We start from the raw sequence: 24,260 nt of genomic DNA, 5'->3' as shown, positions 1-24,260 counted from the left end.
GGCCGCTACAAGTGTTGGCGTTTCTCCTGGTTTCGCGGCCAGCTCAGGCTGAAACAGGCGCCGCCCAGGCTTTTGCTTTTGCCGATCAGCGCGCGCCCATCGTGCCAATGGATGATGCGCCGCACGATTGACAAGCCCAGTCCGTGCCCGCCCGACGCCCGCGTACGACTGTCGTCGAGGCGCAGAAACGGGGTGAAAATTCTTTCCCAGGCAATCTCCGGCACACCCGGGCCGTCATCCTCGACATCAATCCGGCACCGCTGCTGACCCACTTGGTAGCTGACGGTGACTCTCGACGTGGCATGACGCATGGCGTTGCTCACGAGGTTCTGCAGTGCCCGGTGCAGGTAACGCGGTTCGGCCTCGACCCAGGCGTCATCGCAATCGGCGGCTGACAGGCATAGCCCCCGCTGCACCGTGACCCCAGCCCGCAGCGGCGCCAGTTCTTCAATCACCTGATTGACCAGTGCATCCAGGTCGATGCGCTGAAAATTCAGGGCCGGCGAACCCTGCTCAAGGCGCGCGTAGGTGAGCATCTCATCCACCAGCTTGTCGAGATCCTCGATGTCGTGGTCCATGCCTTCACAGTACTTTTGCAGCGCCTGGGGAGTGGTGGCCGAGCCGATCATTTCCAGGCCGAACCGCAGGCGCGCGACCGGAGTGCGCAGCTCGTGGGAGACCGCGCGAACCAGTTCGCGCTGAATCGCCAGCAACTGCTGCAAGTGCTCGGCCATGCCGTTGAACGCGGACGCCAGACGCCCTACCGAGTCCGCGCCGCGGGCAGGCACCCGGGTTTCCAGGCTGCCCTTGGCGATGCGGGTGGCCGCAGCTTCCAGCCCGAGCAAGCGGCGTTCCAGCTGACGCACCAGCAAATAGACGATCAGGCCGATCAGGCTCAGCCCCAGGGCCGCGATCAACACCAGCCACTCCGGCGGATAAGGGTTCATCTGATACAGCGGACCGATCTCCAGCACCCACGGGGTGCCGACCATGCCGGCAAACACCCGGATAGAGTCACCGCCCTTGCCCAGCGCCATTACCGTATCGCCCTCGGCCACCCGGCGGCTCTGATCCTCATCCATGTCCGCTTCATCGACCGTGACCAGGCGCAAGTCGAAACCAAAACCCTTGTCTTCCTTCAGTTGCGCCAGCCGCTTGGGCTGGTCGGCGACCGGAACGCGCACCAGTTCGTCGGCCAGCAGGTAAATGGTCGCCCGGGCCAGCTGCTCGCTGATCTGCTGCACCTCCCCGGTCAATACCACCTGTTCCTTGGCGCTGACCAACCGGTACACCATCGCCGCATGCGGCCCGGTCTGCTCCACCAGCGCCTGCCCGCGCAGCACGCGAGTACGTTGAGTGAGGTCGAGGTCGGTCTGGGCGAATGTCTTCAGCGTGAGCGGAATTCCCAGCAGGCGCTCCCACACCAGCAAGGCCCGGTGGCGCTCAGTCTCGTTCATCGGTTGCAGGTTGTCGGCCATCAGCGAGAACGTGCCGTGTGCCAGGCGCTCACGGTACTGCTCGCTGCGCACCTGGTTGAGCAGGTTCAGGGCGAGGACGCCGAGCACCGCCACCAGGATTAGCGCCGCACACATGCCGCCATAGATGCGCAGGAAGATCGAGTTCACAGGGTGCAGGCTTCCGGAACGAACAGATAACCTTTGCTGCGGATGGTCTTGATCAAACGAGGATGGTCCGGGTCGTCGCCGATTTTCGGGCGGATGCGCGAGATACGCACGTCGATGGAGCGGTCCTGGCCGTCATAGCCGATGCCGCGCAGGGCGGTGAAAATCTCTTCCCGGGACAGGATGCGCCCGGCGTTGTCCACCAGCAGCCACAGCAGATCGAACTCGGCACTGGTCAGCTCGATGCTGGCGTCACGCAGCCAGGCTTCGCGCAGCGCGTTGTCGACCACCAGCGGGCCGAACTGCAGGCGTCGCTGTTTTTCCGGGGCCACTTCAGGCGCTTCGCTACGTCGCAGCAACGCCTGGATACGTGCCAGCAACAGCCGTGGGCGCACCGGTTTGCATACATAGTCATCCGCCCCCAGGTCCAGGCCGAGGATCTGGTCGGTGTCGTCAGTGCGGGCAGTGAGCATCAGGATCGGCCCCTCGTAACGCTGGCGGACCTTGCGGCAGATGCTCAAGCCGTCTTCGCCGGGGAGCATCAAGTCGAGAATCACCAGGTCAGGCTGCTCGTTGATGATGCGCGCTGCGGCCAGTGCGCCATCGCCCTCGATCGAGACGCACAGGCCATTGGCTTCCAGGTAATCGCGGGTCAGTTCGGCCAGACGCTGGTCGTCCTCCACAATCAATACCTGCCAGGCTTCTTGCTCCACGGTGACCTCTGCTTGCCGAAACGCTGATAAGGAAGGATCCGCCCGTCTTTTGTAATGAGTGGGGAGGATAATAATGCGTGTGTCCAGGCCGATTGTATAAACGGCGGCCACCGAGAACACAAGCTGGCAAATGCGTTCGGATATGACCATTTTTTGTGGTAGGGTTCGCGCCCTTAAAAAACCACCCGGCTGTTTTAGACCGGCAAAAAACCATGACAAACGGTCTACTCCAGCAGGGTCGCGGGCTACACGCACGTTCCGGGTTTCACCCACAATATACGCACAGGTTTATCCACAGGTAGTACGTTGCAACACCCTCCAAAACGCACTATCTTGTAGCTCGACGCAAAAAAAAACCCTACATGTAGGGTTTTGCAGAAAAAACCAAACACAAACCGGACATCAAATTCAAGCGCTTTAATTGCCTCTGCCTGGTTGATTTTTACCTATTTATGAAAGACCAGACCGCGCAAGCGGATGGCTACTGTTTTTGGACCGAAAACGGCGAAAGCGGTACGGGTGTTGCAGTCATCAACTGTCGCCCAAATGGAATGCGGTTTCAGGCTCAAGGCCTGGTCCGAAGACTTCGGCATGGAAGCGGCGCCCCAATAGCCCCTTCCTGATCTGTCCGAAGTTGGTATGCCCGGCTCCTTGCCGGTTGTAGTGCTTCAGGACAGAACGGTGGGCACCGTGATGGTGCCCAAACAAACATAGAGAATGTGGAGACAACCCCTAATGCAAACCGACACAACTCGCGAGAACCCGCAGGGCTCCTTGCCGCAGGCCGCTGATTCGACTTCGGATCTGTCCGCCACCGCGCCTGGCCAGCTGCGCGTGATCAAGCGTAACGGCACTGTCGTTCCTTACACCGACGACAAGATCACCGTGGCGATCACCAAAGCGTTTCTCGCAGTTGAGGGCGGCACCGCTGCCGCTTCGTCGCGAATCCACGACACCGTTGCGCGCCTGACCGAACAGGTCACTGCGACCTTCAAGCGTCGCATGCCGTCGGGCGGCACCATCCACATCGAAGAAATCCAGGACCAGGTCGAACTGGCCCTGATGCGTGCCGGCGAGCAGAAAGTCGCTCGCGACTACGTGATCTACCGTGACGGTCGTTCGAAAGAACGCGCTGCCCACGCGCCGGCCGAGGAAGCGGTCAACGCTCACCCGTCAATTCGCATCACCCGCGCTGACGGCACCTTCGCGCCGCTGGACATGGGTCGCCTGAACACCATCGTCACCGAAGCATGCGAAGGCCTGGAAGAAGTCGACGGCGACCTGATCCAGCGCGAAACCCTGAAGAACCTGTACGACGGCGTGGCCCTGACCGACGTCAACACCGCCCTGGTGATGACCGCCCGTACCCTGGTCGAGCGTGAGCCGAACTACTCGTTCGTCACCGCCCGCCTGCTGATGGACACCCTGCGCGCCGAAGGCCTGAACTTCCTCGAAGTAGCCGAAAGCGCAACTCACCACGAGATGGTCGACCTGTACGCCAAGGCCCTGCCTGCCTACATCGCCAAGGGTATCCAATTCGAATTGCTGAACCCGGTCCTGGCCACCTTTGACCTGGAAAAACTCGGCAAGGCAATCAACCACGAGCGCGACCAGCAGTTCACGTACCTGGGCCTGCAAACCCTGTACGACCGTTACTTCATCCACAAGGACGGTATCCGTTTCGAACTGCCGCAGATCTTCTTCATGCGCGTCGCCATGGGCCTGGCGATCGAAGAGAAGAACAAAGAAGACCGTGCGATCGAGTTCTACAACCTGCTGTCGTCCTTCGACTACATGTCGTCGACCCCGACCTTGTTCAACGCAGGCACCCTGCGTCCACAGCTGTCGAGCTGCTACCTGACCACCGTGCCGGACGACCTGTCGGGCATCTACCACGCGATCCACGACAACGCCATGTTGTCCAAATTCGCTGGCGGGCTGGGCAACGACTGGACCCCGGTGCGTGCCTTGGGTTCGTACATCAAGGGCACCAACGGCAAATCCCAGGGCGTTGTACCGTTCCTGAAAGTGGTGAACGACACCGCTGTAGCCGTCAACCAGGGTGGCAAGCGCAAAGGCGCTGTCTGTGCCTACCTGGAAACCTGGCACATGGACATCGAAGAGTTCATCGAACTGCGCAAGAACACCGGTGATGATCGTCGTCGTACCCACGACATGAACACTGCCAACTGGATCCCGGACCTGTTCATGAAGCGCGTCTTCGATGACGGCCAGTGGACCCTGTTCTCGCCGTCCGAAGTACCGGACCTGCACGACCTGACCGGCAAGGCCTTCGAAGAACGCTACGAGTACTACGAAGCATTGTCCCAGTACCCGGGCAAGATCAAGCTGTTCAAGACCATCCAGGCCAAAGACCTGTGGCGCAAGATGCTGTCCATGCTGTTCGAAACCGGCCACCCATGGCTGACCTTCAAAGACCCGTGCAACCTGCGCAGCCCGCAGCAGCACGTTGGCGTGGTCCACAGCTCGAACCTGTGCACCGAGATCACCTTGAACACCAACAAGGACGAGATCGCCGTTTGCAACCTGGGCTCGATCAACCTGCCGAACCACATCGTCAACGGCAAGCTGGACACCGCCAAGCTGGAACGCACCGTGAACACCGCCGTGCGCATGCTCGATAACGTTATCGACATCAACTACTACTCGGTGCCACAAGCGAAGAACTCCAACTTCAAGCACCGTCCGGTTGGCCTGGGCATCATGGGCTTCCAGGATGCGCTGTACCTGCAGCACATTCCTTACGGTTCCGACGCTGCCGTCGAGTTCGCCGACAAGTCCATGGAAGCGGTCAGCTACTACGCGATCCAGGCTTCCTGCGACCTGGCCGACGAACGCGGCGCCTACGAGACGTTCCAGGGTTCGCTGTGGTCCAAGGGCATCCTGCCGCTGGACTCGCAACAGATCCTGATCGAGCAACGTGGCCAGAAGTACATTGACGTTGACCTGAACGAATCCCTGGACTGGGCACCGGTTCGCGCCCGTGTACAGAAAGGCATTCGTAACTCCAACATCATGGCCATCGCGCCGACCGCAACCATCGCCAACATCACCGGCGTGTCGCAGTCGATCGAACCGACCTACCAGAACCTCTATGTGAAATCGAACCTGTCGGGCGAATTCACCGTGATCAACCCGTACCTGGTACGTGACCTGAAAGCCCGCGGCCTGTGGGACTCGGTCATGATCAACGACCTGAAGTACTACGACGGTTCGGTGCAACAAATCGAGCGCATCCCGCAAGAACTCAAAGAGCTCTACGCGACTGCCTTCGAAGTGGACACCAAGTGGATTGTTGACGCGGCAAGCCGTCGTCAGAAGTGGATCGACCAGGCTCAGTCGCTGAACCTGTACATCGCTGGCGCTTCGGGCAAGAAGCTCGACGTGACCTACCGCATGGCCTGGTACCGTGGTCTGAAAACCACTTACTACCTCCGTGCCCTGGCCGCGACCAGCACCGAGAAGTCGACCATCAACACCGGCAAGCTGAACGCTGTTTCCAGCGGCGGCAACCACGGTGAAGATTCGGTCCTGGCAGCTCCAGCAGGTCCTGCTCCGGTACCGAAGGCTTGCGCCATCGACGAGCCGGATTGCGAAGCTTGCCAGTAAGCTGAGCCAGTGAGCGCTGAAAGGCGCTTACCCGAAACCCCCGATCAATCCTCTGGATTGTCGGGGGTTTTCTTTTGCCTCAAAAGATCGCAGCCTCGTTGCACTCGACAGCTCCTACGCGGCCCGTGCAAAAACCGCATTCCACTGTAGGAGCTGTCGAGTGCAACGAGGCTGCGATCTTCTGATCTTGAACCCCCCCCATAAAAAAACCCCTCTAATAAGAGGGGCTTTTGTGCACCACTGCAACCATCAAGTCATCTGAATAATGGTCTGCATCAGCGTGCTTTGAGTCGAGATGGTCTTGGCGTTCGCCTGATAGTTGCTCTGCGCCTTGATCAGGTCGACCAGTTCATTGGTCACGTTGACGTTGGACTCTTCCAGGGAGTTGGAACGAATGGTCCCCAGGCTGCCGGTTTCCGGCGAGTCGTAGCCGGGAATACCCGAGGAGTACGTCTCTTTCCACGCGGTACCGCCGACAGGCTGCAAGCCCTGCTCATTGGTGAAGCTGGCCAGGGAGATCTGGCCAATTGGCTTGGTCTGGTAGTTGCTGAAGTTGGCAAGCAATACGCCGCTGCCGTCGATGGTCAGGTTGGTGATCTGGCCGGTCGCGTAGCCGTTCTGCACCGGGATCGACCGTGCAGTATCGGCGTTGTATTGCGTGGTGACACCCATGGCGATGGTAATGCCATCCGGGTTGGCTGCGGCACCGTTGGCCTTCCACACGCCATCGGTCACAGTTCCTGGCACCCAGTTGGTGACCTTCAGGTCGTTGCTGATGGTCGCGGTCGCTGGCGTGGTCGGTGGCGTCACCGGTGTGCTGATTTGGGTCAGCTTGCCAGCGGAGTCGAAACTCAGGGTCGATGGGACAGGGGTGGACAGGCTGCCATCCATGTTGCGGCCGTCGACCAGGGTGTAGTTGTCCCAGGTGTTAGGGCCTGTCTTGACCATGAATTGCTCCATGGTGTGCAGGTTGCCCTGGCTGTCGTAGATCGGCGTGTTGAATTTCTTGCTGTAGGTTTCGGTCTTGCTCGGATCGAACTTGTTGGTGGCGATTGTCTGGTCGATCACCTTGTCCGTGGAGTTCAGATTGATCGTCGAGGACACCGCGTCGGTGGTTTTCGGCGCCAGGTTGGAAGTGTCGATGCGCAGGTCGGTCAACATACCGTTCTGGATCTTGCCATTGGCATCCACACCGTAGCCCTGCAGACGCGCTGTGCCGCCGGAGTTGGTGACGTAGCCCTCCTTGTCGTACGTGAACGTACCGGCGCGGGTGTAGGACAGCGAACCGCTGTCGTTCAGCACGAAGAACCCGGACCCGTTGATGCCCAAGTCCAGCACGTTGCCGGTGTTGGTGATGTCACCCTGGGTGAATTGCTGGGACACGTTGGCTAGGCGCACGCCGCTGCCGACAGTCTTGCTGCCGGTACCCAGCTTGCTCGCCGAATAGACATCCTCGAATTCTGCGCGGGACGACTTGAACCCGGTGGTCGCGACGTTGGCGATGTTGTTGCCGGTAACGTCCAGTTGTTTGTTGGCTGCAAAGAGACCGCTAAGGCCGATATTGAAAGACATGTTTTACTCCTTTATGCCGGGTTAGTCGGCTTTACATACCAATGGTTTGGACTTTGGACAGAGCGATGCTGCCCAGCCCGGCCAGGTTGAGCATGAGCTCGCCACCGGTCTGGCTGATGGTCACGCTGTTGACGGTGGCCGGCAGGTTGGTGACCAGCGATACCGCCTGGCTGTCGATGGTGGCCGTCGCCGCGAAGGTGTAGGTGCCCGACTCGACCGTTGCGCCGGCGTCGTCCTTGCCGTCCCAGATAAAGCTGGCATTGCCGGCGGTCTGGCTGCCCATATCGATGGTGCGCACCACCTTGCCGTCCTTGTCGGAAATCTTCAGCGTGGCAGCCGGCACCGAATCGGGAATGGCCACCGTGCCGGTCATGCTCTTGGAGGTATCGACCACGGCCTTGCTACCCGGTGCAATCACCGAACGGCCCACCAGCGACGAGGCCTGCAGGGCCTGGGACGAGTTATAGTTGCCGGCAATGCCGCTGACCGTGTCGTTGAGCGTGGTGATGCCTTCCAGGCTGCTGAACTGCGCCAGCTGGGCGACGAACTCGCCGTTGTCCTGGGGCTCCAGCGGGTTCTGGTTCTTCAGCTGGGTTACCAGCAATTGCAGGAACGCGTCCTTGCCCAGGGCCTTCTTGCCGGCAGCACTGCCGGTGGCCGAGGCCAGGCCATCACTGGTGGTGGAGGTGTTCTTGACTGAGGAGTTGGCCAGGATGTCGTTGAGGCTCAAGCTGCTTGTCGTATCGGTAACACTCATCTGAGTCGCCCCTTATCACTGACCGAGCGTCAGGACCTTCTGCATCATGGTTTTGGCAGTGTTCATCATTTCGGCGTTGGTCTGGAACGAACGGCTTGCGGAAATCATGTCGGCCATTTCCTCCACGACGTTGACGTTCGGGTAGTAGACGTAGCCCTTGGCGTCGGCCGCTGGATGGTTCGGCTCGTAGCGCGCTTCAAGATTGCTCTGGTCCTCGACCACGCCCAACACCTGCACACCCTGCCCGACCGCTTCCTGGTCCTGGAACAACGAATCGCTGCCACCGGTTTGCGCGCCCTGGAACATGGTGGCAAACACCGGATGCCGTGCGCGGTAGGTCTGGTCGATGCTCGACGAAACGGTCTCGGCGTTGGCGATGTTACTGGCGACGGTGTTCAGGCGAGTGGTCTGGGCACTCATGCCGCTACCGGCAATGTTGAAAACACTGGACAGGGACATGACTTACTCTCCACGCAAGGCTGAAATCAGCCCTTTGAATTTGCTATTGAGCAGGGTGAAACTGGCCTGGAAGTTGACCGAGTTTTCCGCGTAGTTCGACTGCTCCAGCTGGGCGTCCACGGTGTTCTGGTCGATCGATGGCTGCATCGGCGTGCGGTACAACAGCGCCTCGTCGCCATTGCCCAGACCCTGGGCCTCGATATGCCGGCTATTGGTCATGTTCAGCGCAAACCCGCCACCCTTGGTTTTCTCGCTTTGCTCGGCGAGCACTTTGGAAAAATCCAGGTCCCGAGCCTTGTAGTTCGGGGTGTCGGCGTTGGCGATGTTGTTGGCCAGGACTTCGGCGCGCTGGGCGCGGAAGTTCAAAGCCTGTTCGTGGATACCGAGCGCTTTATCGAAGCTGATGCTCATGTCGGGAAACCTTCGGGTGACCTGATTTTTCGTATGTTGAACTTAGCAAGCGCCGTGCCAATCGATGAAAGCCCATAAACCGGGGGTTTGCGCGGTGGTGGCATTTGGGCAACGACAGAAAAGCGGCAATGGGTTTCCGCTGGCTGCCGCTTTTCTGCCGCTTTGTGGTCAGGGTGTTTTCCTGGGGCCGTGTGTGTGTGTGTGGTAACTGCTGTAATTGGTTTCGCCCTACGGCGGGTTACGCGGTTCTTCTGTAGGAGCTGTCGAGTGAAACGAGGCTGCGATCTTTTGATCTTGCTGTGTACATATCCGTTGCTGCGGTCACGGCTTCCTTTGGTTCCGCCCTTACGGCGGGTCACTTTGAAAAGCGCAAAGTAACCAAACGCTTCTTGCCCCACCACTTGGCACCTCGCCTAGGCTCGGTGTGCCCTCACTCCGGCATTGCTCCGCGGGTCGCTGCGACGGGCCATCCATGGCCCAACGCAGCTAAACCGGCATCCTTGCCGGTTTACCCGCTACGCAATACCTGCGTTCGGCCAGCGTGGTTTTATGGGGCGCCTGCAATCAAAAGCCTCGCCGTGGCGGCCTTAGGGCCGACCAAGGCATCAAGCCGGCGCGCTGCGCTTGTTTGGTTGTGCACCTTCCTTGAATTTGAAATGAGAACCTGTGGGGGGGTGACACCTGTTGGAGGTGACACCTGTGGGAGCAAAGCTTGCTCGCGATGGCGTCATACTTGTCGGCATCAGTGTTGAATGGTAATCGGTCATCGCGAGCAAGCTTTGCTCCCACAGGGGTACTTGCATACGAGGGTGTGCCATTCGCCACTGATGCACGGCCGAACTATCGGCCAGGTCGGCTCTCAGGCCGCCTCGGCCTGGTTGTTGATCGCGGACGCCCCATAAACCACGATGGCCGAACGCAGGTATTGCGGAGCGGGTAAACCGGCAAGGATGCCGGAGTGAGGGCACACCGAGCCCTAGCGAGGTGCCAAGTGGTGGGGCAAAAAGCGCTTGGTTACTTGGCGCTTCTCCAAGTGACCCGCTGTAAAAGCGGAACCAATGCAAGCCATGACCACGAGAATGGATATGCACACCAAAAAAAACGGGAGCCCCCAAAAGGACTCCCGTTTTTTCAACATCCCAACCAATCACTTCGCCTGATAAATAATCCCAGGACTGCACTGAACCATCTGGTAATGATCCGGCAACCCATTCAGCGCCTCGGAAGCACCCAGGAACAAATACCCACCCGGCTTCAACGTACTGTGAATACGCAACAGAATGTCTTTCTTCACCTCGGCGGAAAAGTAGATCAACACATTGCGGCAGAACACGATGTCGAATTTGCCGAGGGCCGCGTAGCTGTCCAGCAGGTTGAACGAGCGGAACTCCACACGGCTCTTGATCGGCGCCTTGATCGCCCAGCGTCCCGGCCCTTTCGGGTCGAAGTAGCGTTGCAGGCGCTCCGGCGACAGGCCGCGGCCGATCGCCAGGCTGTCGTACTCGCCGGTCTTGCAGTTGGTCAGCATGGTGCCGGAAAGGTCGGTGGCAATGATCTGCACGCCCATCTTCAACTGGCCCAGGTTGACCCGCTCGAACTCATCGATGGACATCGACAGCGAGTACGGTTCCTGCCCCGACGAACAGGCCGCCGACCAGATCCGCAAGCGCTGGCCAGGAGCGGCCTTGATCGCTTCCGGCAGCACCTTGTTTTTCAACACTTCAAAGGGATAGGTGTCACGAAACCACAAGGTCTCGTTAGTCGTCATGGCGTCCACCACCATCTCGCGCAAACCACTGCGCGGCTGGGTCTGGATGCGCTGGACCAGCTCACCCAAAGACTTGATGCCTTGCTGCTCCATCAGTTTGTTGAGGCGGCTTGATACCAGGTATTGCTTGTTTTCACCGAGCAAAATGCCACAGGCTTTTTCCAGGAAGACCCGGAACTGTTCGAAATCCAAATTACCCGTAGACAAAGATGCCGCCTCTTAACTCGTATTAGTACCGCCAGGGGCAAAGGGCCCCTAGCTGATGTCTGCTGCTTTGATCCGGTCGACTACCCGGGATGCCAGGTCATCAGGACGGAACTTGGCCAGGAAGTCATCGGCACCGACTTTCTTGACCATCGCCTGATTGAACACTCCCGACAACGAAGTATGCAGGATGATGTGAAGCTTTTGCATGCGCGGGTCGCTGCGGATTTCGGCGGTCAAGGTGTACCCGTCCATTTCCGGCATCTCGATGTCGGAAATCATCATCAGGAACTCTTCTTCCGGCTTTTTCCCTTCATCGACCAACTTGCGCAGGTAATCCAGTGCCTGCCGACCGTCATTCAGCGCCACCACTTCGACGCCAACCGTTTGCAGGCAACGCGAGACCTGCTTGCGCGCCACCGACGAGTCATCGACCGTCAGCACCCGCAGCGACAATGCCTTGTGCTGGGTTTCGACATCCACCACACCCACGGAAATCGCTTCCGGCGTGGGTGCCACTTCCGCCAGGACTTTCTCGACGTCGATGATTTCGACCAACTGATTGTCGACCCTGGTCACAGCCGTCAGGTAGTGATCGCGGCCAGTGCCCCTGGGTGGCGGATGGATCTCTTCCCAGTTCATGTTGACGATGCGTTCCACCGAGCGCACCAGGAAACCCTGGGTCTTGGTGTTGTATTCCGTAATGATCACAAACGGATTGCTTTGGTCCAGCAACCGGCCTGAACCGGTCGCCATCGCCAGGTCGAGGATCGGAATGGTCGCCCCCCGAATACTCGCCACACCGCACACGACAGGATTGGACTTGGGCATCAGGGTCAGCTTGGGGCATTGCAGCACCTCACGAACCTTGAATACGTTGATCCCGTAGAGCTGAGGTCCGTCGAGACGGAACAACAACAGCTCCAGGCGATTCTGCCCTACCAGTTGCGTGCGCTGGTTTACCGAATCCATTACACCAGCCATGCCCAGACTCCTAACACCAACGCTTAAGTGTGTTGCGACGCACATTCATTGCTAAACGGCACGGCGCTTGCTTTTTAACTCTTATGAACACAGAACCGACATTTTTCCGACGCCTGACCGCACATTTGCGCACTTTGCTGTGCGCGACGGCCGCCGCTTGCCTGTTCAACGCTGGCAGCCTTGCCCTTGCCGACTCGGTTACCTTGCCTGACATGCTTATCGGCGTGACCCAGGGTTTTCTTGAATTCACCGTAGAAGACTATCTGGCCACCAGTCAAACCGAAGGTCGCTACGAGATCGAGGTCAACCAGCTCGATCCGCGCCTGCGCATGCCGATGTGCGACAGGGAATTGACAGCCACCCTGGAAAGTCCGGCAAAGCCGCTGGGGCGGGTCACCGTCAAGGTTCGTTGCGAAGGCGCCTCGCCTTGGACGGTGTTCGTGCCTGCCCAAGTCCGACTGTTTCGCGAAGTAGTTACCGCCACCCGCCCCCTGCGCCGCTTGGGCGTGATAGAGCCTGAAGACGTGATTTTGCGTGAGCGTGACATCAGCCTGATCAGCCAGGGCTACCTGACTTCAGTGGACCAGGCGATCGGGCAGAAACTGACCCGACCAATGGTCGCCGATCAACTTGTTACCTTGGTGAACATCGAACAGGCAGAAGTGATCAGCAAGGGCGACCAGGTCGTGATCACAGCCCGCAGCGGCACACTCAGCGTGCGCATGCCCGGCGAGGCACTGTCCAATGGTGGTCTGCGCGACCAGATTCGAGTGAAAAACCTCAACTCCCAGCGAGTCATCAAGGCGCAAGTGATCGCGCCTGGCCAGGTGGAAGTGGCCATGTAGGACGCCAGTCAATGAAGACAGTCGCCGAAGAGATGGCGCGGCCTTCGACTGTTCCCTAAACTAAGCTTGGCAGGGCAAGTGCTGACGCGCGCAAGCTCATTGATAAATGGGCCTAAAGTTATCTTGGGTATGGCCGAAAACATGGCAAGCGTCCAAATACCCAGAGGTTTTTTATCATGGTCATCGATTTCAACCGATTAAACAGCTCTCCGTCACTTACGGGCAGTACACGTACCAGCGCCACCAAGGAAGCGGCTGAAAATGCCAAGGCCGCGCCGCTGAATACCCCGGCCCCAGAGGCCACTACCGTTAAAAGCGGGGAATCGGTACATCTCAGCAATGAGGCCCAGCAGTTGCAGAAGGTCACTGACAAGCTGCGCGATCAGCCTGAAGTCGACAAAGCCCGCGTGGCCGAGTTGAAAGCAGCGATTGCCGATGGCAGCTATAAAGTCGACAGCAACCGCGTAGCCAGCAAACTGCTCAACTTCGAAGCCCAGCGCTAGGCCCCGGTCTGCGCCAGGCTTTTGGACGCTTAAAACCCAAGGCCAGTCATGCACGATACCCATTTACTGCAACTGATCATCGACGACTTTGCCCCAGCGCAAGATTTGCTCGAGTTACTGCAAACCGAGTCCCTCGCCTTGCATGGTCGCGACATGCGACTGCTCGAAGACATTCTGGCGCGCAAGCAGGCTCTGATCATTCTGCTGGAACAGCATGGCCGCAAGCGCAGCGAAATCCTCGCCAGCCTCAACCTGCCGCTCAATCGCCAGGGTCTGGAACAACTCGCCAGCCAATCGAGCAACGGCGATCGACTGTTGTCGCAAAGCGACGTTCTGACTGATCTCCTGGCCCAGTGCCAGGCCATCAACGCCACCAATGGCCAGTCCATCATGATGCAACAGAGCGCCACGGCTACCCAGTTGAAAATCCTGCACGGTGGCGACACGCCTGCGCTGTATGACGCGCGCGGATCAACCTCCAGCCTGGCCAAACGTGGCCCGCTCAGTCAGGCGTGAACCTGGCGCGACCCCGTACTATCAAGACGAGAAACATGCTGGCAGAATGCTAGCTAGCCGCTGTCAAATTTTGTCTGGAGATTGATGAACCGTGTTCAATGCCTCAAGCGCGGAAGATACTCCGCAGCCACCCAAGGTGCTCACCACACCCCTTGAGATCTCCGGCACCCTGCGTCAGCTGCAAGACAGCCATGACCCGCTGATCATCACGTTCCATGAGCGCACGCAGCGTTTCCAGAGTTATCTGGTGGGCATCGACCGTGACAGCGGCACGATCGCCCTGGACGAAATGATCCCGCGTGACGGAGAACGCTTCCTGTTGGCCGGCGAACCCTTCAAGGTCGAAGGTTTTCACGACGGCGTGCGAATTGCCTGGGAAAGCAATGGCGCGCTGACCATCGACGAGTCCGGTGGCACTCGCTGCTATCAGGGCCCGCTGCCCGATGAAGTGGTGTACCACCAGCGCCGCAACGCCTTCCGTGCCGCGCTGAAACTGGCGCAACTGGTCGACGTCGATCTGGATGGAGAAAGACTCAAGGCGCCGCTCAAAGGCAAGTTGCTGGATATTTCCGCGACTGGCTGCAAATTGCGCTTCGACGGCGACATTACCGGCAGCCTGCAGTTGGGCCAGGTCTACGATCGCTTCGCCGCTGCCCTGCCGTTTGGCAAAATGACTGCCCCGGTTGAACTGCGCTACCTGCATTTCGAAGAGAAGATCTCCACCACCTTCGCCGGCGTGCGCTTCCACAACATGAGCGGCCTGGTGCAGCGTCAGGTCGAGCGATTTGTCTATCAGTTGCAGCGTGAAGCCCGTCGTTTCGACAAAGACGACCTCTGACAGCAGACGGCAAAAAAAACGGGCAGTCCCTTGCGGTGACTGCCCGTTTTTTTATGCCTGGAGATTAAGGACGCGCCTCGGTAAAACTCTGCTCACGCCCCTCATCCGGATCATCGGGTGATGGATCGTCGGTTTCCGGTTTGGATTCCGGCTCCAGCTCTGGTTCGGGCTCAGGCTCTGGTGTGACCGGATTCTGCATCTGGTCCTGAACCACTTGCTCGTCAACCCGCGGGTCGAGAGCTGCCACCAGGGGCGAACTGGACATGCTGTCCGGCATCGCCACGTGATGCAGCGGTGCATCGTCCACCTGATGGAGGTTGGTAACGGCTTTCGGCCGAATCCGCCACACCAGCACCAGTGCAAAGAAGCTGAAGAACGCATACAGCATCTGGCTGCCGAACAGCTTCATCAAGACCCCGGCCACCAGCGGTCCGATACTGGCGCCGACGCCGTAAGTCACCAACAGCATCGCGGTCAGGGAGACCCGGCGATCACCTTCGACGTGGTCATTGGAGAACGCCACGGCCAAGGGATACAGGCAGAACTGCACCAGGGAACAGAAGAACCCGGCGATGAACAACACTTCCAGCGGCACCTGTTTGAGAATTGCCAGCGGCAGCGCTGCCACTGCCAGGGTGAAAGCAAAGCAACGAATCAATAAGGCCCGATCGTAGCGGTCGGACAGCCAGCCCAGCGGCCACTGCACCAGCAGCCCGGCAAAAATGCAGCTACCCATGAACAGGCCGACCTGTTCGGTGGACAGCCCTTGCTGCGAGGCATACAGCGGCGCCAGACCGTAGAACGAGCCGACGATCAGGCCCGCGCCCAGCACCGTGCTCAATGACTGCGGCACCCGCTTGATAAAGAACCGCGGTTCCATGGGCGCCGGGTGCAGGGGTGCCGGGTGAATCCGCCGGGTCAGGGCCACTGGCACCAGGCACAGGGCGAAACACAGGGCAACCAGCATCAGCAACTCCAAACCCAGCGCCGGGTGCATGACCAGAATCAACTGACCCAACACCAGCCCCAGGTATGAAGCGATCATGTAGCCGCTGAACACCAGGCCGCGCTGCTTGGCTTCGGCCTGTTCGTTGAGCCAGCTTTCGATGACCATGTACTGGCACATCATGCCAAGGCCGACGATCACCCGCAGGAACAGCCAGGCGGGGAGCCAGTCAATCAATCCATGACCCAGCACGGCCGCGCCGACGATCCCGGCACAGGTTGCATAGGCCCTGATATGCCCGACACGGGCAATCAGCCGGTGACCAATCTTGCCCCCCAGCACCAGGCCGAAATAGTTGGCGGCCATCAAGGCACCCACCCACAGGCTGTCGACATTGTCGGCGGCCAGGCGCAGGCCCAGATACGTACTCAACAAGCCCGAGCCGATCAACATCATCAGCGAGGCGAAATACAGCGCTCGAAAGGATTTCCAAATTTGGCGCATCGGCGTTCCGAGCGGCTCCTTGCAGTAAGTGTCGGGCTATCCGAAAAGATAGCCCGGTGGCGCTGATTCGTCAGGCCTGGGCGGCCAATACACGACGCTCCCAGGGGGTAATTTCGTCAAGGAAGCTGGTCAACTCCAGGGTCTTCGAAGCGACGTAGCCTTCGATGAACTCCTTGCCAAACAGTTCCTTCGCCAAGTGACTACGTTTCAGACGTTCGAGAGCGGCATGCAAGGTACAGGGCAACGAAAGATTATCCGGCACCTCGAACTCACCCTGAATCGGCTCGCTCGGCTCCAGGCGTTTCTGCATGCCATACAGTCCGGAAGCGAGGCTGGCAGCGATCGCCAGATAAGGGTTGGCATCTGCACCCGGCAAGCGATTCTCGACCCGACGGGCGACTGGTGGACTGGCGGGAATGCGCAGGCCAGCCGAGCGATTGTCGTGGGACCAGCAGGCATTGTTGGGCGAAGCGAACGGATGGCACAAGCGCTGATAGGAATTCACGTTCGGCGCGAACAAGGCGGTGAAGTCCGCCAGGGCGGCCTGCTGCCCGGCAATGAAATGGCGGAACATGGCAGTCGGCTCGCCCGCCTCGTCACTGAAGACATTTTTCCCGCTGCCGATCTCGACGATGCTTTGATGGATGTGCATGGAACTGCCGGGCGTGTGCGCCAACGGTTTGGCCATGCACACCACGGTCAGGCCGTGTTTGAGCGCCACTTCCTTAAGCATGTGCTTGAACAGGAAGGTCTGGTCGGCCAGCAGCAATGGATCGCCATGCAACAGGTTGATCTCGAACTGGCTGACACCCATCTCGTGCATGAAGGTATCGCGCGGCAGGCCCAGGGCGGCCATGCATTCGTAGACTTCGCTGAAGAAGGGACGCAAGCCGTTATTGGAGCTGATGCTGAACGCGGACTGTCCATCTTCACGACGACCATCCAGGCCGACCGGGGGCTGAAACGGCTGGCTCGGGTCGGCGTTAGGCGCGAACACGAAAAATTCCAGCTCGGTGGCCACCACCGGTGCCAGGCCGAGCGCGGCAAACCGGGCTATTACTGCCTTGAGCTGCCCACGGGTGGACAGGTTCGAGCTTTCGCCGCTGAGTTCGTCGGCATCACAGATGGCCAGCGCTCGCGGATGCTTGCTCCATGGCAGGCGATGGATCTGAGCGGGGTCAGGAACCAGCGCCAGGTCGCCATCGTCACTGCCGTAGAAGCGTGCTGGCGGGTAACCGCCCATGATGCATTGCAGCATCACCCCCCGCGCCAGTTGCAGGCGACGACCTTCGAGGAAGCCCTCAGCGGTCATTACCTTGCCACGGGGTACGCCGTTCAAATCCGGCGTGACACATTCGATCTCATCAATGCCCGTCAGTCGCTGTGCGAGTGAGCGCTGGCCATCGGTTGTCATGACGCAATCCTTGTTATTGTGCGAGCCGCGAGCGGCGACCCGTACAAAATAGGCTCCGCGTGTTCGGAATATCAAGCAGCGCCAGGCAAAAATAATTTCAAGGCAAGTAAAGACTGAACAAGCCGCCGCCCAATGGACCGCCGTTACTGATCTCGGTACGACCGCCCTGGCCATTACGCTGATGCAACGCGGCAATCCTGCCGGCGAAATACAGGCCCAGTCCGGTGCTGCCAGTGCTGTGGTTGATGCCTTGGACGTAGTCGTCCTGACGCTGGATCATCTCGGGCGAGTAACCTTCACCATCGTCATTGACCGTGATCACCAGTTGGCCGGCGGCATCGCTGACGCTGATCAACACCGCCTGGCGCGCATATCGGATGGCATTGTTGATACTGTTGGCCAGCACCGAGGCGATCAGTTCCCGGTCGAAGAATCCCAGGGGGCTTAATGGATCTACTTCAAAGGTCGCCATGATCCCGCGACTGGCGAACACATCCTGATGACAGGCAAGCTGCGCCTCGATGAAGTCGTCCAGCTCGTGGTATGCCGGCTGCAGCGGCATCTGGTTGATGCCCAGTTTGTAAAGCCCGAGCAACTGCACCAGCATGCCGTTGAGATGGCCGAATTCGAATTCAATCACGCCGTGCTCCGGCGTGTGCCGCGCCGGATCAGGCAAGCGACTCAGCCATTGGCTGTGGGCCTGCATCAGCATGGCTAGGGAATTTTTCATGTCGTGCACGGTGGAAGCAATCACCGTGGAAAAGTCCAGTGCCGGTTCGTTGTGGTTCATGCGCCGAACGCCTTGATTTTCAGTTTCTGGTAGCGCGGGAAGCGCGGATCGGTGTCGGGCATCAGGCCGACCATTTTCAGGCAGGTCTGGCACTCGACGAGTTCGGCCGAGGGCGCACTGGTGTCGGTGCCATGCAGTAAAGACTGCGCCATGTTCAGGGCGATACTGATGTTCTTCGGTTGCAGCCCCAAGGCTTTGCGGAACACTGCCCGGGCCTCCACCAGGTTGCCGGTCTTGTATACGCGCACGCCCTGGCGGTTGAGGTCTGCGGCCAGGTTGCCCGAGTTGAGGATGGTCGGGTCATCGGTCAACTTCGCGATACCCTTCATCACGGTAGGATCATCGCCGTAGATTTCCGCGCAGTTCTTCAGCATCGAAGCACCCGCGTCGGGCTGGCCGAGCATTTGCAGTTGCTTGGCCACCACCAGCGCCGCCTCGGCGCTCATGAACTGCTCCATGCCGTCCAGGCGCTGCATCGCTTGTTCGGTGAGCTTCTCGGCGGTTTCGGCATCGTTGATCAACAGGCTGGTGGCCTTCATCAGCCGCGCGCGAATCTGCAGCCCAGGATCTGCCGGATTGTCCTTCGCTACCGCACTCAGAGTGGTATTGATCTCCAGGCGGGTGCGCGTATCCAGCCCCTTCTCGCTGCCTTTGCTGATCAAGGCATGCGCCAGGCCGAGGTTGCTTTCAGCATCCTTGAAACGCGACTGAGCGCCTTGCGCCACTGCTTGCCGATAGGCCTTGGAGGCGGTTTCGAAATCCTCGTTGGCCATCGCCAGCTTGCCCAGCTGCGCTTGCCGGCGCACTGCCAGCGGCGACAGGCGGATGGCGTCTTCCAGGACCCGCTGGGCACCCTTGATGTCCCCTTCGGCCACCAGCACATCGGCCATACCGTCATACAGGGCCGGCATCATCGGAAACACTTTCAGGGCTTTTTCGTAGATGCCCTTGGCCTGGGTGGTTTGCCCGCGCTTGAACAACAACTTGCCCAGACCGGCGAAGGCCCAGGGTAACGGGCGGTCGGCAATGATGCCGTCGTAGAGTCGCTCCAGCGCCTCGTTCTGATTGAGGTCGCGCAGCGCATCGGCGCGATAGCGCAAGCACAGCGGCGAATAGCGGATGTCCTGCTTGCACAACGCAATGCAGGCGTTGAGTACTTCCATCGGTTTGCCCCGGTCAAGCGCCTGGAGGATCGGCTTGAGCAAGGTCTTGCGTTGCACCAGGCGCTCCAGACGCTGGGCGAGGCCGGCACGATTGAAGGGTTTGGTCAGGTAAGCGTCGGGCTCGTGTTCCAGCGCGCTCAGTACCATGGCCTGGCTGGTTTCAGCGGTGACCATGACGAACACGCTTTCATGGCTGATGAGCTTTTCCACCATCAGGTCTTCGAGCACCTGTTGACCGTTCTTCTTGCCGTCACCGAGGTGGAAGTCCTGCAGGATAAAGTCGTAGGACTTCTGCGAACACATGCGCAGCGCTTGCTCACCGGTGTCTGCGGTGTCCACATCCTTGACCCCCAACTCCTTGAGCATGGACCTGACGGAACTGCGGAAGTCCGAGAAATCATCGACGATCAGGAACCGTTTTTGGTGATACGACAGCATCGAGGACTTCCAGGCAGTTTGAGAAAATGACATAGGCCGTTCGGGTTATCGGCCAGAGGTGACATTCCCTTGAGAGGTGCGATACATAAGTGTGCGGATTATATGAGGGGGGTGTCGCTGAACTTTCCTGCAGACAAAAACAAAACCCCTACCTGCATACGCAGATAGGGGTTTCGGAATTTAATCTTGACGATGACCTACTCTCACATGGGGAAACCCCACACTACCATCGGCGATGCATCGTTTCACTGCTGAGTTCGGGATGGGATCAGGTGGTTCCAATGCTCTATGGTCGTCAAGAAATTCGGGTACCGAATCGTGGCCAGCTGGCCGCGCTTCAGCAAAGTGGGTATGTGATAGCTGTCGGTGTTTAGTGAGCATCGAACTTTCGGTTCATTGCGTCTTCACACACCGCAATCTGATGCTCTTTCGAGAAGCAAATTGCTTGGGTGTTATATGGTCAAGCCTCACGGGCAATTAGTATTGGTTAGCTCAACGCCTCACAGCGCTTACACACCCAACCTATCAACGTCGTAGTCTTCGACGGCCCTTCAGGGGACTCAAGGTCCCAGTGAGATCTCATCTTGAGGCTAGTTTCCCGCTTAGATGCTTTCAGCGGTTATCTATTCCGAACATAGCTACCCGGCAATGCCACTGGCGTGACAACCGGAACACCAGAGGTTCGTCCACTCCGGTCCTCTCGTACTAGGAGCAGCCCCTCTCAAATCTCAAACGTCCACGGCAGATAGGGACCGAACTGTCTCACGACGTTCTAAACCCAGCTCGCGTACCACTTTAAATGGCGAACAGCCATACCCTTGGGACCGGCTTCAGCCCCAGGATGTGATGAGCCGACATCGAGGTGCCAAACACCGCCGTCGATATGAACTCTTGGGCGGTATCAGCCTGTTATCCCCGGAGTACCTTTTATCCGTTGAGCGATGGCCCTTCCATACAGAACCACCGGATCACTAAGACCTACTTTCGTACCTGCTCGACGTGTCTGTCTCGCAGTCAAGCGCGCTTTTGCCTTTATACTCTACGACCGATTTCCGACCGGTCTGAGCGCACCTTCGTACTCCTCCGTTACTCTTTAGGAGGAGACCGCCCCAGTCAAACTACCCACCATACACTGTCCTCGATCCGGATAACGGACCTGAGTTAGAACCTCAAAGTTGCCAGGGTGGTATTTCAAGGTTGGCTCCACGCGAACTGGCGTCCACGCTTCAAAGCCTCCCACCTATCCTACACAAGCAAATTCAAAGTCCAGTGCAAAGCTATAGTAAAGGTTCACGGGGTCTTTCCGTCTAGCCGCGGATACACTGCATCTTCACAGCGATTTCAATTTCACTGAGTCTCGGGTGGAGACAGCGCCGCCATCGTTACGCCATTCGTGCAGGTCGGAACTTACCCGACAAGGAATTTCGCTACCTTAGGACCGTTATAGTTACGGCCGCCGTTTACCGGGGCTTCGATCAAGAGCTTCGCGTTAGCTAACCCCATCAATTAACCTTCCGGCACCGGGCAGGCGTCACACCCTATACGTCCACTTTCGTGTTTGCAGAGTGCTGTGTTTTTAATAAACAGTCGCAGCGGCCTGGTATCTTCGACCGGCATGAGCTTACGGAGCAAGTCCTTCACCCTCACCGGCGCACCTTCTCCCGAAGTTACGGTGCCATTTTGCCTAGTTCCTTCACCCGAGTTCTCTCAAGCGCCTTGGTATTCTCTACCCAACCACCTGTGTCGGTTTGGGGTACGGTTCCTGGTTACCTGAAGCTTAGAAGCTTTTCTTGGAAGCATGGCATCAACCACTTCGTGTTCTAAAAGAACACTCGTCATCAGCTCTCGGCCTTAGACTCCCGGATTTACCTAAGAGTCCAGCCTACCACCTTAAACTTGGACAACCAACGCCAAGCTGGCCTAGCCTTCTCCGTCCCTCCATCGCAATAACCAGAAGTACAGGAATATTAACCTGTTTTCCATCGACTACGCTTTTCAGCCTCGCCTTAGGGACCGACTAACCCTGCGTCGATTAACGTTGCGCAGGAAACCTTGGTCTTTCGGCGTGGGTGTTTTTCACACCCATTGTCGTTACTCATGTCAGCATTCGCACTTCTGATACCTCCAGCAAGCTTCTCAACTCACCTTCACAGGCTTACAGAACGCTCCTCTACCGCATCACCTAAGTGATACCCGTAGCTTCGGTGTATGGTTTGAGCCCCGTTACATCTTCCGCGCAGGCCGACTCGACTAGTGAGCTATTACGCTTTCTTTAAAGGGTGGCTGCTTCTAAGCCAACCTCCTAGCTGTCTAAGCCTTCCCACATCGTTTCCCACTTAACCATAACTTTGGGACCTTAGCTGACGGTCTGGGTTGTTTCCCTTTTCACGACGGACGTTAGCACCCGCCGTGTGTCTCCCATGCTCGGCACTTGTAGGTATTCGGAGTTTGCATCGGTTTGGTAAGTCGGGATGACCCCCTAGCCGAAACAGTGCTCTACCCCCTACAGTGATACATGAGGCGCTACCTAAATAGCTTTCGAGGAGAACCAGCTATCTCCGAGCTTGATTAGCCTTTCACTCCGATCCACAGGTCATCCGCTAACTTTTCAACGGTAGTCGGTTCGGTCCTCCAGTTAGTGTTACCCAACCTTCAACCTGCCCATGGATAGATCGCCCGGTTTCGGGTCTATTCCCAGCGACTAGACGCCCTATTAAGACTCGCTTTCGCTACGCCTCCCCTATTCGGTTAAGCTCGCCACTGAAAATAAGTCGCTGACCCATTATACAAAAGGTACGCAGTCACCCAACAAAGTGGGCTCCCACTGCTTGTACGCATACGGTTTCAGGATCTATTTCACTCCCCTCTCCGGGGTTCTTTTCGCCTTTCCCTCACGGTACTAGTTCACTATCGGTCAGTCAGTAGTATTTAGCCTTGGAGGATGGTCCCCCCATATTCAGACAAAGTTTCTCGTGCTCCGTCCTACTCGATTTCATGACTAAGAGATTTTCGCGTACAGGGCTATCACCCACTATGGCCGCACTTTCCAGAGCGTTCCGCTAATCTCAAAGCCACTTAAGGGCTAGTCCCCGTTCGCTCGCCACTACTAAGGGAATCTCGGTTGATTTCTTTTCCTCAGGGTACTTAGATGTTTCAGTTCCCCTGGTTCGCTTCTTAAGCCTATGTATTCAGCTTAAGATACCTAACTTATGTTAGGTGGGTTCCCCCATTCAGACATCTCCGGATCAAAGTCTGTTTGCCGACTCCCCGAAGCTTTTCGCAGGCTACCACGTCTTTCATCGCCTCTGACTGCCAAGGCATCCACCGTATGCGCTTCTTCACTTGACCATATAACCCCAAGCAATCTGGTTATACTGTGAAGACGACATTCGCCGAAAATTCGATAATACTCAAAACTGAGTAACTCACAAATTTTACCTTAGCCTGATCCGTTACCAGTGAAAGTAACGTTCAGTCTATCTTTCTATCACATACCCAAATTTTTAAAGAACGAACTAGTCAAAGACTAGAAATCAACATTCACCATCTCAACGATGGAATGCTCATTTCTAAGCTTTATACAATCAGAAGCAGTAGTGGTGGAGCCAAACGGGATCGAACCGTTGACCTCCTGCGTGCAAGGCAGGCGCTCTCCCAGCTGAGCTATGGCCCCGTATTTCTACAGGCGTTTCCCACACAAAATTGGTGGGTCTGGGCAGATTCGAACTGCCGACCTCACCCTTATCAGGGGTGCGCTCTAACCAACTGAGCTACAGACCCAATTTCGGGCTGCTTCTAAAATCGTCTTCTTCAATGAATCAAGCAATTCGTGTGGGAACTTATGGAGCAGCTGATGTCGTCGATTAAGGAGGTGATCCAGCCGCAGGTTCCCCTACGGCTACCTTGTTACGACTTCACCCCAGTCATGAATCACACCGTGGTAACCGTCCTCCCGAAGGTTAGACTAGCTACTTCTGGTGCAACCCACTCCCATGGTGTGACGGGCGGTGTGTACAAGGCCCGGGAACGTATTCACCGCGACATTCTGATTCGCGATTACTAGCGATTCCGACTTCACGCAGTCGAGTTGCAGACTGCGATCCGGACTACGATCGGTTTTCTGGGATTAGCTCCACCTCGCGGCTTGGCAACCCTCTGTACCGACCATTGTAGCACGTGTGTA

At 58.0% G+C, this 24,260-nt stretch carries 17 protein-coding genes, 2 tRNA genes and 3 rRNA genes (1 of these 22 running past the window's edge); 5 read left to right on the top strand and 17 right to left on the bottom strand.

Annotated features, from left to right (window positions below; genetic code table 11):
• Positions 1-5 precede the first annotated feature (5 nt).
• Together ACYZTK_RS22205 and ACYZTK_RS22200 are read right to left on the bottom strand one after the other, a co-directional pair.
• A complete protein-coding gene (locus tag ACYZTK_RS22205; protein WP_462011787.1) occupies positions 6-1,625 on the bottom strand; it encodes an ATP-binding protein in 1,620 nt (539 codons plus the stop codon).
• On the bottom strand, positions 1,622-2,335 hold the full coding sequence (locus tag ACYZTK_RS22200; RefSeq protein WP_462011786.1) for a response regulator: 714 nt from the start codon (positions 2,333-2,335) through the stop codon (positions 1,622-1,624). Before ACYZTK_RS22200 ends, ACYZTK_RS22205 begins: the two co-directional genes overlap by 4 nt.
• Positions 2,336-3,070: 735 nt before the next feature.
• Between ACYZTK_RS22200 and ACYZTK_RS22195 the strand changes: the two genes are divergently transcribed.
• Positions 3,071-5,965 (top strand): ribonucleoside-diphosphate reductase subunit alpha, encoded by a 2,895-nt coding sequence (locus ACYZTK_RS22195; RefSeq protein WP_462011785.1) that lies wholly within the window; start codon positions 3,071-3,073, stop codon positions 5,963-5,965.
• A 249-nt stretch (positions 5,966-6,214) separates the two neighbouring features.
• Here ACYZTK_RS22195 and flgE read toward each other — a convergent pair whose 3' ends face one another.
• The 6 genes from flgE to ACYZTK_RS22165 all read right to left on the bottom strand — a co-directional run bounded on the left by flgE (position 6,215) and on the right by ACYZTK_RS22165 (position 12,120).
• Positions 6,215-7,537, bottom strand: coding sequence for a flagellar hook protein FlgE (gene flgE / locus ACYZTK_RS22190; protein WP_462011784.1), 1,323 nt, complete (start codon positions 7,535-7,537; stop codon positions 6,215-6,217).
• Positions 7,538-7,568: 31 nt separating this feature from the next.
• Positions 7,569-8,294: a flagellar hook assembly protein FlgD gene (gene flgD, locus ACYZTK_RS22185; protein ID WP_462011783.1), complete on the bottom strand. Its 726-nt coding sequence runs from the start codon at positions 8,292-8,294 to the stop codon at positions 7,569-7,571.
• Between the two features lie 15 nt (positions 8,295-8,309).
• A complete protein-coding gene (gene flgC / locus ACYZTK_RS22180) occupies positions 8,310-8,753 on the bottom strand; it encodes a flagellar basal body rod protein FlgC (RefSeq protein WP_462011782.1) in 444 nt (147 codons plus the stop codon).
• Positions 8,754-8,756: 3 nt separating this feature from the next.
• Positions 8,757-9,164, bottom strand: coding sequence for a flagellar basal body rod protein FlgB (gene flgB / locus ACYZTK_RS22175; protein ID WP_462011781.1), 408 nt, complete (start codon positions 9,162-9,164; stop codon positions 8,757-8,759).
• A gap of 1,147 nt (positions 9,165-10,311) precedes the next feature.
• Positions 10,312-11,139: a protein-glutamate O-methyltransferase CheR gene (cheR, locus tag ACYZTK_RS22170; RefSeq protein WP_462011780.1), complete on the bottom strand. Its 828-nt coding sequence runs from the start codon at positions 11,137-11,139 to the stop codon at positions 10,312-10,314.
• Positions 11,140-11,187: 48 nt separating this feature from the next.
• Positions 11,188-12,120 carry a chemotaxis protein CheV gene (locus tag ACYZTK_RS22165; RefSeq protein ID WP_462011779.1) on the bottom strand — a complete coding sequence of 311 codons (933 nt, stop codon included), beginning with the start codon at positions 12,118-12,120 and terminating at the stop codon, positions 11,188-11,190.
• Between the two features lie 83 nt (positions 12,121-12,203).
• Here ACYZTK_RS22165 and flgA point away from each other — a divergent pair, with 83 nt between their 5' ends.
• The 4 genes from flgA (at position 12,204) to ACYZTK_RS22145 (ending at position 14,822) form a co-directional block, all read left to right on the top strand.
• Positions 12,204-12,965: a flagellar basal body P-ring formation chaperone FlgA gene (gene flgA, locus ACYZTK_RS22160; protein WP_462011778.1), complete on the top strand. Its 762-nt coding sequence runs from the start codon at positions 12,204-12,206 to the stop codon at positions 12,963-12,965.
• A 176-nt stretch (positions 12,966-13,141) separates the two neighbouring features.
• Positions 13,142-13,468 (top strand): flagellar biosynthesis anti-sigma factor FlgM, encoded by a 327-nt coding sequence (flgM, locus tag ACYZTK_RS22155; protein ID WP_462011777.1) that lies wholly within the window; start codon positions 13,142-13,144, stop codon positions 13,466-13,468.
• Between the two features lie 48 nt (positions 13,469-13,516).
• Positions 13,517-13,984: a flagella synthesis protein FlgN gene (locus ACYZTK_RS22150; RefSeq protein ID WP_462011776.1), complete on the top strand. Its 468-nt coding sequence runs from the start codon at positions 13,517-13,519 to the stop codon at positions 13,982-13,984.
• Positions 13,985-14,075: 91 nt separating this feature from the next.
• Positions 14,076-14,822, top strand: coding sequence for a flagellar brake protein (locus ACYZTK_RS22145; RefSeq protein ID WP_462011775.1), 747 nt, complete (start codon positions 14,076-14,078; stop codon positions 14,820-14,822).
• Positions 14,823-14,886: 64 nt separating this feature from the next.
• On the opposite strand, the gene ACYZTK_RS22140 is transcribed toward ACYZTK_RS22145, so the two are convergent.
• The 9 genes from ACYZTK_RS22140 to ACYZTK_RS22100 all read right to left on the bottom strand — a co-directional run.
• A complete protein-coding gene (locus ACYZTK_RS22140) occupies positions 14,887-16,272 on the bottom strand; it encodes an MFS transporter (protein WP_462011774.1) in 1,386 nt (461 codons plus the stop codon).
• A gap of 70 nt (positions 16,273-16,342) precedes the next feature.
• The gene (locus ACYZTK_RS22135) at positions 16,343-17,584 is read right to left on the bottom strand and encodes a glutamine synthetase family protein (RefSeq protein WP_462014950.1); all 1,242 of its coding nucleotides are present in this window, start codon (positions 17,582-17,584) and stop codon (positions 16,343-16,345) included.
• A gap of 199 nt (positions 17,585-17,783) precedes the next feature.
• On the bottom strand, positions 17,784-18,476 hold the full coding sequence (locus tag ACYZTK_RS22130; protein WP_462011773.1) for a sensor histidine kinase: 693 nt from the start codon (positions 18,474-18,476) through the stop codon (positions 17,784-17,786).
• Positions 18,473-20,077, bottom strand: coding sequence for a response regulator (locus ACYZTK_RS22125; RefSeq protein ID WP_462011772.1), 1,605 nt, complete (start codon positions 20,075-20,077; stop codon positions 18,473-18,475). The genes ACYZTK_RS22130 and ACYZTK_RS22125 overlap by 4 nt, the downstream gene beginning before the upstream one ends.
• Positions 20,078-20,261: 184 nt before the next feature.
• Positions 20,262-20,377 (bottom strand): 5S ribosomal RNA (rrf, locus tag ACYZTK_RS22120).
• A gap of 156 nt (positions 20,378-20,533) precedes the next feature.
• A 23S ribosomal RNA gene (locus ACYZTK_RS22115) occupies positions 20,534-23,425 on the bottom strand.
• Positions 23,426-23,674: 249 nt separating this feature from the next.
• Positions 23,675-23,750: transfer RNA gene (locus ACYZTK_RS22110), tRNA-Ala, on the bottom strand.
• 30 nt (positions 23,751-23,780) lie between these two features.
• Positions 23,781-23,857: transfer RNA gene (locus tag ACYZTK_RS22105), tRNA-Ile, on the bottom strand.
• Positions 23,858-23,941: 84 nt separating this feature from the next.
• A 16S ribosomal RNA gene (locus tag ACYZTK_RS22100) occupies positions 23,942-24,260 on the bottom strand (it continues 1,218 nt past the right edge of the window).
• Together the 16S, 23S and 5S rRNA genes with 2 tRNA genes alongside form the textbook arrangement of a ribosomal RNA operon.

Source organism: Pseudomonas sp. LB3P31, from assembly GCF_054897945.1.
This window is presented reverse-complemented; position numbering and strand designations above follow the sequence as displayed.

Bases quoted from the DNA above. Each gene is read 5' to 3' on its own strand.
- flgM (WP_462011777.1), top strand. From the start codon at position 13,142: ATGGTCATCGATTTCAACCGATTAAACAGCTCTCCGTCACTTACGGGC.
- ACYZTK_RS22150 (WP_462011776.1), top strand. From the start codon at position 13,517: ATGCACGATACCCATTTACTGCAACTGATCATCGACGACTTTGCCCCA.
- flgB (WP_462011781.1), bottom strand. From the start codon at position 9,164: ATGAGCATCAGCTTCGATAAAGCGCTCGGTATCCACGAACAGGCTTTG.
- flgE (WP_462011784.1), bottom strand. From the start codon at position 7,537: ATGTCTTTCAATATCGGCCTTAGCGGTCTCTTTGCAGCCAACAAACAA.
- flgC (WP_462011782.1), bottom strand. From the start codon at position 8,753: ATGTCCCTGTCCAGTGTTTTCAACATTGCCGGTAGCGGCATGAGTGCC.
- ACYZTK_RS22140 (WP_462011774.1), bottom strand. From the start codon at position 16,272: ATGCGCCAAATTTGGAAATCCTTTCGAGCGCTGTATTTCGCCTCGCTG.
- ACYZTK_RS22125 (WP_462011772.1), bottom strand. From the start codon at position 20,077: ATGCTGTCGTATCACCAAAAACGGTTCCTGATCGTCGATGATTTCTCG.
- ACYZTK_RS22130 (WP_462011773.1), bottom strand. From the start codon at position 18,476: ATGAACCACAACGAACCGGCACTGGACTTTTCCACGGTGATTGCTTCC.
- ACYZTK_RS22135 (WP_462014950.1), bottom strand. From the start codon at position 17,584: ATGACCGCTGAGGGCTTCCTCGAAGGTCGTCGCCTGCAACTGGCGCGG.
- flgA (WP_462011778.1), top strand. From the start codon at position 12,204: ATGAACACAGAACCGACATTTTTCCGACGCCTGACCGCACATTTGCGC.
- ACYZTK_RS22195 (WP_462011785.1), top strand. From the start codon at position 3,071: ATGCAAACCGACACAACTCGCGAGAACCCGCAGGGCTCCTTGCCGCAG.
- ACYZTK_RS22165 (WP_462011779.1), bottom strand. From the start codon at position 12,120: ATGGCTGGTGTAATGGATTCGGTAAACCAGCGCACGCAACTGGTAGGG.
- flgD (WP_462011783.1), bottom strand. From the start codon at position 8,294: ATGAGTGTTACCGATACGACAAGCAGCTTGAGCCTCAACGACATCCTG.